Here is a 13,450-nt window from a genome sequence, read left to right as displayed (position 1 = left end):
AATAAAAAAATTTTAAAATCATGCAAACACTTAAAGCCCAATCACGTTCAGAATTGGCCGACCACCTTCGTTTTATAACGATATATAAAGGTAAGGCTGTTTTATCACATCTTGTTTTTTTCATGATTCTTAGCCTTTTCTTTATAGCCTTTCTTTTTTTCTTGGACTTGATCAATGGCCAACCCTATCAATTTCATTGGGGATATTTTATTGTCGGTTGGATTGCTGCGACTACCTCTCCACTCTCCCATCAAAAATTTAGAGATTATCGCCTGCCTTTTATTTTTGAAAAACACTTTATTGATCAAAATTTGGTGCAAGATTTACAAGCATTGCACTATATAAAAACTACAGCAACCGTTATTGATCTTCAAATTGCATCCAGAGCATTTTTTAAACCGCAGCTACACACCATAACTTTACAACTAGATGGATCAAATAAAATCATTACAGATCAATATGTGCATTTAAACCTATTATTTCAAAATATTTTCGTTGCTGATTCAAACTATACAAAATTTTATGCAAATATCTCATGGATTGGACAAAAAGTTGAAGTTTGCTTTTTACCCAACTCTAAACGCATCGTACAATTGATTGGCTTGCCTGAACAAAATAATCTTCAACATTTATCTTCTGATTTTTTGGATCCATTACGCACTCGAAAAAAACTGATTCTCAAAGATATACCCTCTTGTTTTGCACAAGAATTTTTTTCAATTCAAAAGATCGAAGCTAACCGTCATGAAAATCATAGATGGCAATATCAGTTAATCATTACATCTTGGCAGCAAAACCAATATCATATTTCCACAACGTGTCCGGGTTTTACAAAATTAGAACTGATGCTTGCCAATAAAATTGATTTTTTAAAATATCGGCAATTTAAACAAAACGCATCTATTCAATCACAAATACTATATCAACGAAAAATTTTTAAAAGGCCACCATTACTGCTTAAAATTCTTTCAATCAATAATCGGATTTTTCTTTAAGCCAACGGATTATCCACAGCAAAAAGTTGCTGATCTTCCAGGCGAAAAGCCACCAACTGATGCCCCCAAACACATCCACCATCAACACTTTGAATATCATCACTGATGCGTTTTGCATGCAAAGCGGCCCAATGACCAAAGACGAGGTGATGTGTCTTAGCAGCTTGACTTTCATAATCAAACCACGGCTTGTAACCTTCAGGCATTGGTGCATCCAAGCCCTCTTTAAACTCAAACTCTAACTGACCTTCTGCGGTCGTTAAACGCATACGAGTTAGATAGTTGGTAATGCAACGCAAACGAGCCATACCCGTCAAATCATCAGACCAAAAATCAGGTTGAGCACCAAACATTTCAGCTAAGAATGCATCTAAGACCATCAAATCTTCATGACCAACTGCAGCTTGTACCTCTTGTGCAAGTTCAGCAGTTTTTTCTGCTGACCAAATACAAGGTACTCCCGCGTGCGTCAACATCGTTTCAGCATTTGGAAATAAACATAACGGTTGTTTACGCAACCAATCGATTAGTTCATCTCCATCAATCGCATCAATCACATCCTGAACTCGATCTTTGGCTTTGATTTTTTTGAAACCACGTGCAGAAGCAATTAATGATAGATCGTGATTTCCTAAAATCGTTGCAGCAGCCCCACGATCCGCCAGTTTTTTTATAAAGCGTAGAGCACCAACCGAATCTTCACCACGTGCAACCAAGTCTCCCGTAAACCAGATAAAATCTTGGTCAGGATCAAAACGAATTTCTTTGAGTAAGGCTTTGAGTGCAGCAAAACACCCCTGCACATCACCAATCACATAGTTATAGCGTTTTGACATTAAGACACCATCTGGTCAGACAGGGCAACAAAGTCAGCCAAGCTTAAAGTTTCTGGGCGCGCCATCGGATCAACACCTGCTTTTTCAAAACCATTATCAGCCAGCATGCCTTTTAAACTGTTACGCAAAGTTTTTCGACGTTGTGTAAACACATGGCTCACAAGACGAGCCAACGCTTTCTCATCTTTCGCTACAATTGGCTTAGTTTCATACGGCTCTAAACGGAAAACTGCTGACGTCACTTTTGGCGGCGGATTAAATGATCCTGGTGGCACTTCAAATAAAAATGTTGGTTTACAATAATACTGAATCATTACCGATAAACGACCATACTCTTTGGTATTAGGTACTGCCGTAATGCGATCAACCACTTCTTTTTGCAACATGAAATGCATGTCTTTGACTTTGTCACCAAACTCTAAGAGATGGAATAATAATGGCGTTGAAATGTTGTATGGCAAGTTACCCACGACTCTCAATGGGCGACCATCTTGAAACAGTTGGGTGAAATCATACTTTAAAGCATCAGCTTCAATAATCGTCAAACGTTCAGGATGTGGTACCCGCCCAGGTAAACCTGCCGCCAAATCCCGATCCAGCTCAACCACAGTCAGAGCATCGCACTCACCAATCAGCGGAGATGTCAACGCAGCCAATCCTGGACCAATTTCCACAATATTTTCGCCCGCACGCGGATTCACTGAGCGTACAATTTTGGCAATCACACGCTGATCATGTAAAAAGTTCTGACCAAAACGTTTTCGAGCCTGATGCCCTTCATCTTTAGGGTTTAGGGCATTAATTTGATACATAATAATTCCAACGTGAATAATTTACTCGTGAGTCACTAACGAGCCAAATCTAGTGCTAAATCTACTGCAACATGTAAGCTTGAAGCTTTAGCCTGTCCAGTGCCTGCAAGAGAAAGTGCTGTACCATGATCGACAGAGGTTCGAATAAATGGCAAGCCTAATGTAATATTTACAGCTTCACCAAAGCCTTGAGATTTTAGCACAGGTAAGCCCTGATCGTGATACATCGCTAAAACTGCATCTACATCTTTCAAGTTTTCGGGTGTAAACAAGGTGTCTGCAGGCAAACTTAGACTCATCTTCACACCCTGTGCGCGATACGCTTCCAACACAGGATTGATCACCTCAATTTCTTCTCGTCCAAGATAACCATCCTCACCTGCATGTGGATTTAAACCGCAGACTAAAATTTTGGGATACGCGATTTTGAACTTTTGATTTAAGTCCTGAATTAAGATGTCAATCACTTGATACAAACGCTCTTGGGTAATTGCATCTGGCACATCACGTAACGGCAAATGAGTCGTTACCAAGGCGACACGCAAACTTTTAGTCGCCAACATCATAACGACACGGTCAACACCTGCGAACTCTTGGTAATATTCAGTATGCCCACTAAAGGCGATACCTGCTTCATTAATAATGGATTTTTGCACAGGTGCTGTTGCCACACCAACACTTCGACCTGACATCGCATAATCAGCTGAACGTCGTAATTGCTCTAAGACATAACCTGAGTTTATTGGATTTAATCGTCCTTCAATTACAGTCTCTATCAGTGGGACATGTTCAACGAATAGCTGTCCTTTTCGACTAGATGTTGATTGACCTTGGTATGGAATAAGCTCAACAACAAGGTCTAATTGATCAGCGCGCTGCTGTAACATCTGCAAATCAGCTAAAATGACAATAGGACGCTCATCTACTCGTTCGGCCAAGCCCAAACAGATATCAGGTCCTATTCCTGCAGGTTCACCAGAAGTGACATATAAAGGAAGCATATTTTTCGCCGATCATTTGATACTTTTCTTAGTGTAGCGAAAATCTAAAATCAGCTGTAGTTTTTCAGCCTTTATTTATATTCAAATTAAGGGCTGGTTGTCGTTTTAGTGAGATTCTGAGGCACTAAATTTGACGGGACAAAGCTTGGCGCACGTGTCCAAGGATTAATGGTAGCCTGTGGTTTTCTTTCAGCGGGTACACTTACTGCCAAATCCGCCTTCTTCTCTGCAATTCCCCCTGCATTATTTACTTTATCGAGAGTAGGATTGATCGTAATTTCTTTTTTCTCAATCACAGCTATTGTTTGTGCAACTTGAATCTCTTTTTTCTCAGTCATAGGAATTACAGCAACTGTGGTATTAGGCTGAGTATATGTTGGAGCCAACATTCCCTGCTTCACTACTGTTTGAGTCGAGGTTTGTTGCGATTGCGGAAGAGTGGTCGATGGACGCGTTGTTACTTGGTCTTGTGGTGTAATCAGGTCTACAGGTATTTCGATTGCTTTCATCTCGGCCGTGACAGCCATTATTGGATCAACATAATCACTCCCTCGACTTTCTAATACTTCTAATTTTTTAGTCGTCCCTTCCCTAGGTTGAAACTCTGAATAGTTGGTCACACTGCTTTGGTCCACCCATTTATAAAGTCGTCGTGCATTTGTCTGTGTAGAACAAACACCTATTAATAAAGTCACTACAACAATTTTTGTAGAAAACGACAATCTCATCCAGATCCCCAAAAGAACATGTAAATACTTCTATTTATTTCAAATAATTAATAAAAATAATAAGTCAAACTCTCCCCTATCACAAGCGAAACAGCACAAGCTCAAATTATGGTCTTGTTGTTGACCAAATCAGTCACTTTGCAGCAAAATAATGCTTCTCGCATGATTTTTTGTTGTGCCGTTTTATAAATTAATGTAGAATTCGGTCTCCTTTTGTTTGGACAGATTTCACCGTCCAAACCAACTATAATAGGTAGTGGTTTAATGAAAACTCTCAGCGCTAAGCCAGCTGAAGTTCAACATGACTGGTATGTTGTTGATGCTTCTGGCAAAACTTTAGGTCGCCTCGCGACTGAAATCGCTCGTCGTTTACGCGGTAAGCACAAAACTTCTTATACTCCTCACGTTGACACTGGTGACTACATCGTTGTTATCAATGCTGAGAACATTCAAGTGACTGGTAACAAAGCACTTGATAAAAAGTATTATCGCCATACTGGTTTCCCTGGTGGTATCCGTGAGACTAACTTCGAGAAGTTAATTGCTCACAAACCTGAAGCTGTTTTAGAAAAAGCTGTTAAAGGTATGTTGCCAAAAGGTCCTCTTGGTTATGCAATGATCAAAAAAATGAAAGTGTACGCTGGTAGCGAGCATCCTCATACTGCTCAACAGCCACAAGTTTTGGACATCTAAGGGATACAGCACATGGCTACTAATTATGGTACAGGTCGCCGTAAGACCGCAACTGCACGTGTTTTCTTATCAGCTGGTACAGGCAAACTCGTAATCAACAATCGTACTTTAGAGCAATATTTCGGTCGTGAAACTGCTCGTATGGTTGTACGTCAGCCTTTAGAACTTTTAGAAGTTACTGAAAAGTTTGACCTTTACATCACTGTTAAAGGTGGTGGTATCGGTGGTCAAGCTGGCGCAATTCGTCACGGTATTACTCGTGCGTTGATCGCTGCAGACGAAACTTTAAAACCTGCTCTTCGTCAAGCTGGTTTCGTTACTCGTGATGCTCGTGAAGTTGAACGTAAGAAACTTGGTTTACGTAAAGCTCGTAAGCGTCCTCAATTCTCTAAACGTTAATCGTTTTACGAATTGGACCAAAACCTCGGATTATTCCGAGGTTTTTTATTTATCACTTGGGTCGAATCTCATGGATGCTTTTTCTACGTTTTTTTAGTATGCTAAAGCGTTTATATCTCTAGCTTTGTCATATGTCATCGGTTGAAAATACACCAGTTCAGGGCATCACCCTTTATAGTCACGCAGATGATTTCCGTTCTCACTGGATTCGTTTATTACTCGCCGAAAAGCAGATCAAATATCATCTGATTCTTACTGATCATGAAGATGAAGATTTGGCCGATCTTAACCCGTACAATCAACTCCCAATGCTAATAGAGCAGAACCTCAAACTCTTCTCTGCACCTGTGATTGCTGAATATTTAGATGATCGCTATCGTCAAAATAAGCTTTATGCTGATGCCCCGATGGCCAGAGCAGAACAGCGCCAATATATTTGGCGTTTTGAACAAGACTGGTTTAAGCTCGTTGATCATATGCTCAGACATGCGGATACCCTCGATTTAGCTCAAAAACAACAAGCACAAAAGGAATTGAGGAATACCTTAATTTCACTTACACCATTATTTCAACACTATCCCTTTTTTATGTCTGAAACATTTTCCATCTTGGACTGTATGCTTGCACCGATCTTCCTAAGACTCAAAAGTATGGGAATAGATTTACCTCAACAACACTGTCGACCAATTTTCTTGTATTGTCATCGTATCTTTAGCCGCCCATCTTTCATTAAATCAATGACAGCTCAAGAAAAAAACAGCTACAATAAATTGATTTCTACGATTTAATAAGTTTTTAATTATGTCTGAGCAAATAACGTTTACCCCTACACGCCCCTATCTTGCTCGTGCCATTTATGAATGGATTTGCGATAACCAACTCACGCCATATCTATTGGTTGATGCAACTCAACCGCATACTGATGTTCCACTACAATTTGTTAAAGATGGTCAAATTGTTTTAAATCTTGCACCTCATGCCGTCCATCAATTGCATATCAGCAATGAAGCAATTACTTTTTCTGCACGATTTGGCGGTGTTGCCAAAGAAATTTACGTGCCTATCCGAGCTGTACTCGGTATTTATGCAAAAGAAAACGGCCAAGGTTTATTTTTCGATCCTTCTGAGTATGCTGATATTGAAGACACAATCAGCACTGCAAACGAAGAATCACAACAAAAAGCTGAAACAACTAAGAAAAAACCTTCGCTTAGAATTTTAGATTAATTGAGGATATATATAATGGCCTTTGACTTAGTTCAATATTTTGCTGAACAAATTAAAATTCAAAAACCGCAACTATTCAGTCAATATTCTCAACAAGAAAAACTGCTGTATATCAGTGAGATCAATGCTCTCGCACTGGGTCGCTTGATTAGTCTCTGGAAACAAAATCCTCAGAAGCATTATCAAGAGGTTCAAACCTCTGATCCACTGTATATCCAAGAAATTACACGCCACCTAACCACTTCCGCGCATAACCAATCAACGCTCAGCGCAACTGAATTAGAAATGAGCCTTGCTGAGGTTTTATCCTTACAACTTGCTGAGCTAAAACAGTTAGATGAAACAGGAAGCTTTGGCCAAACTGGTCTTACTGAGTTACTTTTAGGCCAAGTAGAGCACTTATCTGGTCAAGCAGAAGACTGGGTTTGGTCAACCAATCAATTAACGGAACTGCTTGGCTCAAAACCAATTGAACAAGAAGATGTTTCACTTGAAGCAACCATGCAAGAATTCAACAAAATGGTACACCAGGCTCAACCCAATGTAGACCACCAAGAAACCGTTGATATTGAGCCACCAGTAACGCCAACATGGTCTTCTATTACAGCACCTTTCGTTGCTTTATTTATTTTAGGCATCTTGTATTGCTCATATACACAGCTCGTTGCTTAAATAGACGCATGATAAAGAAAGATTGATTTCTTTCTTTATCACATACTTAGGAATAATAAAGTTTAGATAAATATTATATTTAAGCAAGTTAATAGAATATTTTACATTTATTTACAATCACAATCTCATTAAAAACCCAGCTAATAGCGTGACAAAAATCACAATAAAATCAAAATACCATCTTCATTTAATATTTTAATTTCCAATCATGACAAAAATTGTCAATTATTAACATCCTTTATATTTCCATTATTCTATCGCATGATTGATTTAATAAAATACTTTCCTATAATGAAATTAACTACTTTTGAAAACCAATTAAAACAAAAGTAAGTTATATAAACTTATAAACAATAATGTATTAGTAGAGATAATATCATGGCTAAAATTTCACTAGAAAGCTTATCAAACATTGATGGTTTCGTTGCAGCAGCATTAGTAGACACGGAAAGTGGCTTAGCCCTTGCAACACAAGGTGGTGGGGCAATTGATTTAGAGCTTGCAGCAGCGGGTAATACCGAAGTTGTACGAGCAAAACGCCGTGTTGCTAACTCACTGAAATTAAACGATGATATCGAAGATATCTTAATCACGCTTGGTAAGGCATATCACTTAATTCGACCATTAGAAAGCAATGGTAACCTTTTCCTCTATGTTGTACTTGACCGTACAAAATCAAACCTAGCAATGGCTCGTCACGAACTCAAGACTTTTGAAAAAGAATTAGATTTTGCTTAATTTGCAAAACTAAAAATTTAGTATATTAGACTTCTTATATCTATTTTTATTTAAAACAATAAAATAATATAAGAGGTCTAGTATTAGTCTTTATATATTATATAAAGACCATTTTCATGCAGTCCAATATTTTAACATTATTAAAGTGATACTATGAATGGGCATTGCATTAATATCGCAATTTCAGGTATAAGTTTAAAAGTTTCAGATGAATTAAAAATAGAGCTTAGAAAAACCATACCCAATGATTTTGGAATTAACTGGATTAATATTGCAGATCCAAATATAGACTTATTATTAATAAATGAAAATTTTTTTGATACCGAAGGTATTCAGCGTATTTTAAAAGAGAAGAAACTTCCTTGTTTAAAAGTTTCAAAAGGACAAGGTAGCTGTAACATCGAAGAAAATAATACTCTATACCTACCTTTTCAACAAACTGATGCATTGAAAAACTGGATTCAACTCCGTCTTTTAAGCTATCTATCACATCAACAATCACAGCAACCTAAAACAGAAACAGTTTCAACGCACAATGCCGTAGATGCAAAGTTTCTAACGGATATGTTAGATCCTGAAAATGCACGTCTACATCTTTTTGACGATCACGGCACATTGGCAATTATCGATACACGCAGCCAAGTTGCTTGGCTAGAACCCACACGTATACATACACATACCAATCACAGTTTTAATTATGGATTTGCGACAACATTTGATTTCACCAAAGTTTCTCGTAAAGTTGAATACAATTTACAAGACTGGCTATGGAACTTGATATGGTACTCGCATGAGTTTCAAACACTAGCACCTGTTGCAGAAGAATATTACAAAATTGATTATTGGCCTCAGCCGATGCAAAGCACTGATCGAAAAATCATTCTTTTGCTGTCTGCTTGTTTTATCCAAGGCGCTCAATTGAATCACGTTGCAAGCCACTTAAACATACCAATTCAAACAGTGCAGCAATATATTGCCGCCTGTATTGCCTCAAATAATGGCAGCATTATTTCAGCTACTGACGGTCATTACTTAAAATCAAATACAGTAGAACAACCTACTGAACAACAAGGTTTTTTGAATAAGTTTTTTGGGAAAATTAGACGCCGCTTTGGGCTTTAAGGAATAATATGATTCTACAACAATATAAAATTGTTTTTGCAGGAAGCATGGGCGCAGGTAAAACTGAAGCAATACGATCTCTTTCTGAAGTTCCTGTGCTAGCAACGGAAGCATTTAATACGGACACTCAAGCGCACAGCAAAGCCGAAACAACTGTAGGAATTGATTACGGCGAAATCACGCTAGATGACGGTGTTAAGATAGGTTTATATGGCACGCCAGGACAGACGCGTTTTGATTTTATTTGGCCCGTCATCTGTCAAGGGGCGCTAGGAGTAATTCTGTTAGTTGATCATAACAGTAAAGTGCCTATCGAAGAGCTTGAAGGCTATCTAGACACATTCAAAGACTATACACAGAATATTTCGATTGGTATTACTCATGTTGACGAAAATAAAGGACAATCCACGACGATGTATCGAGAATGGTTGACGCAGAATAACTACCAATATCCACTTTTTTTTATTGATGCCCGCAAACAAGAACATATTCTACTGATGATTGAATCACTGATTGCAACTTTAGAAGTAAATTTAAAAGCAACCCATTAACGACTTTAATAAAGAGAAAAATTATGTTCAGTATCCCAAGTCAACAACGCACTGCACCCAAAGAGCTGATTCAGTTCGCAAAATCGCAAGCCAATGATATTCTCGTTAATATTCGTGGGATTGATTATATTATGATTTGTTCTACCGACGGTTTTGAGTTGGCATCTATTTATAAAAAAAATCCTTATAACAATAGTAAACTGGCTGCGGTGAGTAGTTCTATTTTGGCAATGGTCAGCGCTTTTCTCAATGAAATTCAACTTACAGGATGCCAGAGTATTACCTTAGATGCTGAAAATGGCAAAGCGATTCTAACAGCCATCCCAGCACCACATCATCCAATGGTGCTAGTGACACTAAGCAATAAAGATGTCCTTCTCGGACAACTGTTATACAGCTTAAAGCAAGCCAGTGCAGCGATTAGTGCAGCAGATCAAACTTAATCCGTCCTCATCAATTTCATTTAATCTGTCAGGAAAAATCCTCCTGTCAGATTTTTTTTTAGCCCCGAATTTAGTTATTTATAAATTTAGATTTTCATATTCGAATCTACACTGTAAACACCTATCACTCCTCTCCGTACAATATTTCTGAATGTCTACTTGAGAATCATTTATATAAATTACTTCATTTAAATCGGATGAACGGTATAAAAATTACATGATTTAGCAATAATTTTTAATTATGATAATTTTCGAACAAATAACAACATAAATGTTCAAAAATGAAAATCAACACTATTGCCTGATGAAACTTATTAATCATCTATGCAATACACGATCAACAAGGAGAAAGATCTAATGGGGCTAAGCACTATTAAATTCAGTGTCGGTACAGCACTACTGATGGGGACATTTGCCATGCAAAATACATTGGCAGATTCTTATGTTTTTATTACGAATACCACTCCTGAAACGGTATCTGTACAAGTCAACCATACAGGCACTCAAATTCTGCAACATGGAAATCAATGGGCACAAGAGGCAACACAGATAGCGCCTTATGAAACCAAACGCGTACTTCGCATGAATCGATATTCAGGTCTTAAATCTGGTCAAACCTATAATTTTGATACCGTAGTTTCCAGTGGCAGCTCTCAAGTGACCTTTAAGCAATCCATGACGGGAACATGGTATGGCAGCACCATTAAACATGGTATGCAAACCGCATCGACAACCTCACCTTGGTATACGGATCGTAATATATATCGCATCAATACTGTATATGCTGGTTTAGCCGCTCAGACTGCTGTGAAAGCAGAATATACAGGGGGCTATGATGATTTTCATTACACCATTCATCAAAATACGATACCTGAACCTGTCTCGAACAATGCCAATGAAATTAAGGTTTTGTCCTATAATATTTACGCCCTACCTATGGTCGCCAGCAAAATTAGCGAGCGTTTAGCTGAGTTACCCCAACATCTAAATGGTTACGATGTCATTCTCATGCAGGAAGCATTTTCATCTTCACGAACCGGCATGCTCAATCAACTCGCACAGCAATATCCATATCAAACACATGTTCCGATTGGATCTGGCTATAACTTATTCGATAGTGGCGTATTGGTATTAAGTCGTTACCCTATTGTTAAAACAGCTGAAATGATTTATCCAGACTGCACTGGAACGGACTGCTTCGCGGATAAAGGCGTGATTTATGCAGAAATCATCAAAAATGGTAAAGCCTACCATGTGACTTCAACCCACACGGCATCATTTGATACCAATGAAGCTCGTGCGTTACGTCAGGTTCAATTCCAACAAATTCGACAATTGATTAATCAGCAAAATATCCCAAGCTTCGATGCAGTATTGATGGGTGGCGATTTCAATGTAAATAAGCTGTTATGGCCACAAGATTACCAAGACATGCTGACAAACCTCAATGCGACTGCACCTGTTAGCACAGGCTATACGGCCTCTACTTTTGATCCACGTATCAATAAACTTGCTGGTGCAGCTGGCTCTGGGGGAACCACCGTTGAATATCTAGATTATGTTGTTTCATCAAATAATCACCGTCAACCGACCCAATCTCGCAACGATGTTCGCATTCTACGTTCGGCTGCTGATCCATTGTTTATGACATGGGATCTTTCCGATCATTTCCCTGTGATGGGACACTTTAATTACAACCCATAAAGCGGAAAGCCGAATGAATAAGAGACTACTACTGACAATATTTCTTGTTTTACTGGTCTTGGTCGGAATTGCAGTTTGGAAGAGCACCGCCTCTTCCGCTGCAATTGAACAAGCAGCACGGACCGAATCAACAAAACCCAATTCAACTCAAGATAAGTACATGCAACATAAAAATGCAGATCAAATTTTACAAGAGTCTTTGTCCACGCAATTAAAATCCTTGCAGCATCAACCTGGAAATATCACCCAATTTATCAATGCGTTTAAAGCTAATTGCCAACTAGAAAGCTGTGATGCTGCCTTAGCCAAAGCTCTGGCAAATTATCCTGATCAAAAATTTGCTCAAACTGTGCAGAATTTATTGAAGCGTATGCCGCAATATGAACAGCAAATGCAAAGCACCGTACTTTCAACAACGCTATCACCAAAAGAACGCTTTGATGCAATTTGGAAACTTAGAGAACAGACACTAGGCAAAGATGAAGCGGCTTTAGGTTTTGGACAAGAACGTGAATATGCAGATTATCGTTTTGCTTATGCAGAACTTAAACAGAATACGCAATTGAATCCTGAACAACGATTGGCTGCATTAGAAACGCTTCAACAAAAATACCCTCGACTGATGGAACAAGAAAGTAGTTTTGGTCGTTATGAGCAAGCGGTTCAACTACTTGATGAGAAACAGCCCACTGCTGAAACACAACGTCTAAAACAAGAGTTACAACAACGCTATCTCACACAACAAGAGCAATTGGACCTGCAATTTAAGCAACAACGTGAACAACAGCAGCAACAAAAAGTGGATCAATACCAACAAGCACTCAAACAACTGCAACAAGAAATGCAACCGCTTAAGTCTCAGCTTTCCGAAACTGAGTGGCAAAAGCAGTATCAACAACGTCTAGAAAGCTTACGATCGAATCTGTTTCCTTAAAAAATAATGCCATCTGATAAACAGATGGCGACTATTTCAGCATCTAATTTTTTCACCTATACTGCTGTAAAAGAACGCTTCTTTATTTTTGGAAATCAATGGAATGAATTACCCAAAACTGCAACAGGACTTAAATACTGCACTTGAATCTGAAATCTTAGGTGAAATAATTTTTCTGAATGCAGCAAAGCATACCCGCTCGACTGAACAACAATATAAATGGAATGTCTTGGCTCAATTAGAAACTCAAACTTTACATAAGTTACAAAATTTTCTAATTGAAAATGGTCATACCGCAAAGATACGAGCACATATCAAATTACAAGCCAAAGCATCAGGGATTGCGATGGCAAAGCTTCCGTGGAAAGTTGCGATGCATTTGCTTAAACAAGGTACCAAACCTTTTATGGAAACCTTCGAGCGAATGAATCAACATGCCGATGCTCAAACTCAAACATTTCTGCAATATTTATTGGCACATGAACAAGCTTTGGCAGAGTTTGCAACACAAGAATTAATGGGAAATTCGGAAAGTTCACTCAATGCTGTAGAGAAATTATTAAAAAGCTAGGTCTAGCCTAGCTTTTTAATTCAT

The 13,450-nt window shown here is 38.4% G+C and carries 17 protein-coding genes; 13 read left to right on the top strand and 4 right to left on the bottom strand.

What is annotated here, in order from left to right; all coding sequences use genetic code 11:
- Window positions 1-20: 20 nt before the first annotated feature.
- Entirely contained in the window at window positions 21-995 is a 975-nt protein-coding gene (locus AAC851_RS11820; protein ID WP_125501279.1) for a hypothetical protein, read from the top strand.
- Here the strand turns inward: AAC851_RS11820 and AAC851_RS11815 are convergent.
- The 4 genes from AAC851_RS11815 to AAC851_RS11800 all read right to left on the bottom strand — a co-directional run bounded on the left by AAC851_RS11815 (window position 992) and on the right by AAC851_RS11800 (window position 4,372).
- Window positions 992-1,831 (bottom strand): symmetrical bis(5'-nucleosyl)-tetraphosphatase, encoded by an 840-nt coding sequence (locus tag AAC851_RS11815; RefSeq protein WP_125501277.1) that lies wholly within the window; start codon window positions 1,829-1,831, stop codon window positions 992-994. The genes AAC851_RS11820 and AAC851_RS11815 overlap by 4 nt on opposite strands.
- Window positions 1,831-2,643 (bottom strand): 16S rRNA (adenine(1518)-N(6)/adenine(1519)-N(6))-dimethyltransferase RsmA, encoded by an 813-nt coding sequence (gene rsmA, locus AAC851_RS11810; protein ID WP_100834027.1) that lies wholly within the window; start codon window positions 2,641-2,643, stop codon window positions 1,831-1,833. Before rsmA ends, AAC851_RS11815 begins: the two co-directional genes overlap by 1 nt.
- Before the next feature lie 35 nt (window positions 2,644-2,678).
- Window positions 2,679-3,644: a 4-hydroxythreonine-4-phosphate dehydrogenase PdxA gene (gene pdxA, locus AAC851_RS11805; RefSeq protein ID WP_100834028.1), complete on the bottom strand. Its 966-nt coding sequence runs from the start codon at window positions 3,642-3,644 to the stop codon at window positions 2,679-2,681.
- Between the two features lie 86 nt (window positions 3,645-3,730).
- A complete protein-coding gene (locus AAC851_RS11800; RefSeq protein WP_125501275.1) occupies window positions 3,731-4,372 on the bottom strand; it encodes a hypothetical protein in 642 nt (213 codons plus the stop codon).
- Window positions 4,373-4,636: 264 nt separating this feature from the next.
- Here AAC851_RS11800 and rplM point away from each other — a divergent pair, with 264 nt between their 5' ends.
- The 12 genes from rplM (at window position 4,637) to AAC851_RS11740 (ending at window position 13,426) form a co-directional block, all read left to right on the top strand.
- Window positions 4,637-5,065, top strand: coding sequence for a 50S ribosomal protein L13 (gene rplM, locus AAC851_RS11795; protein WP_004640836.1), 429 nt, complete (start codon window positions 4,637-4,639; stop codon window positions 5,063-5,065).
- A 12-nt stretch (window positions 5,066-5,077) separates the two neighbouring features.
- Complete coding sequence (gene rpsI / locus AAC851_RS11790; RefSeq protein ID WP_004640839.1) at window positions 5,078-5,464, top strand: 30S ribosomal protein S9; 387 nt, start codon at window positions 5,078-5,080, stop codon at window positions 5,462-5,464.
- 131 nt (window positions 5,465-5,595) lie between these two features.
- Window positions 5,596-6,252, top strand: a complete 657-nt coding sequence (locus AAC851_RS11785) for a glutathione S-transferase N-terminal domain-containing protein (protein ID WP_005083402.1) — start codon at window positions 5,596-5,598, stop codon at window positions 6,250-6,252.
- A 13-nt stretch (window positions 6,253-6,265) separates the two neighbouring features.
- Entirely contained in the window at window positions 6,266-6,691 is a 426-nt protein-coding gene (locus AAC851_RS11780; protein ID WP_004640844.1) for a ClpXP protease specificity-enhancing factor, read from the top strand.
- Window positions 6,692-6,706: 15 nt separating this feature from the next.
- Window positions 6,707-7,363 carry a hypothetical protein gene (locus AAC851_RS11775; protein WP_004640846.1) on the top strand — a complete coding sequence of 219 codons (657 nt, stop codon included), beginning with the start codon at window positions 6,707-6,709 and terminating at the stop codon, window positions 7,361-7,363.
- A gap of 378 nt (window positions 7,364-7,741) precedes the next feature.
- The gene (locus AAC851_RS11770) at window positions 7,742-8,101 is read left to right on the top strand and encodes a hypothetical protein (protein WP_005083406.1); all 360 of its coding nucleotides are present in this window, start codon (window positions 7,742-7,744) and stop codon (window positions 8,099-8,101) included.
- Window positions 8,102-8,254: 153 nt separating this feature from the next.
- Window positions 8,255-9,223, top strand: coding sequence for a hypothetical protein (locus AAC851_RS11765; RefSeq protein WP_004640848.1), 969 nt, complete (start codon window positions 8,255-8,257; stop codon window positions 9,221-9,223).
- An 8-nt stretch (window positions 9,224-9,231) separates the two neighbouring features.
- Entirely contained in the window at window positions 9,232-9,774 is a 543-nt protein-coding gene (locus tag AAC851_RS11760; protein ID WP_004640850.1) for a GTP-binding protein, read from the top strand.
- Between the two features lie 23 nt (window positions 9,775-9,797).
- Window positions 9,798-10,217, top strand: a complete 420-nt coding sequence (locus AAC851_RS11755) for a roadblock/LC7 domain-containing protein (protein WP_340600893.1) — start codon at window positions 9,798-9,800, stop codon at window positions 10,215-10,217.
- Window positions 10,218-10,574: 357 nt separating this feature from the next.
- Window positions 10,575-11,921: a sphingomyelin phosphodiesterase gene (locus AAC851_RS11750; RefSeq protein ID WP_340600892.1), complete on the top strand. Its 1,347-nt coding sequence runs from the start codon at window positions 10,575-10,577 to the stop codon at window positions 11,919-11,921.
- A 13-nt stretch (window positions 11,922-11,934) separates the two neighbouring features.
- Complete coding sequence (locus AAC851_RS11745; RefSeq protein ID WP_125501267.1) at window positions 11,935-12,855, top strand: lipase secretion chaperone; 921 nt, start codon at window positions 11,935-11,937, stop codon at window positions 12,853-12,855.
- Window positions 12,856-12,958: 103 nt separating this feature from the next.
- Window positions 12,959-13,426 carry a hypothetical protein gene (locus AAC851_RS11740; RefSeq protein ID WP_005083417.1) on the top strand — a complete coding sequence of 156 codons (468 nt, stop codon included), beginning with the start codon at window positions 12,959-12,961 and terminating at the stop codon, window positions 13,424-13,426.
- Window positions 13,427-13,450 lie beyond the last annotated feature (24 nt).

The sequence above is a fragment of the Acinetobacter sp. HZNU-JH01 genome (genome assembly GCF_037996845.1).
Taxonomy (GTDB): Bacteria; Pseudomonadota; Gammaproteobacteria; order Pseudomonadales; family Moraxellaceae; genus Acinetobacter; species Acinetobacter haemolyticus.
This window is presented reverse-complemented; position numbering and strand designations above follow the sequence as displayed.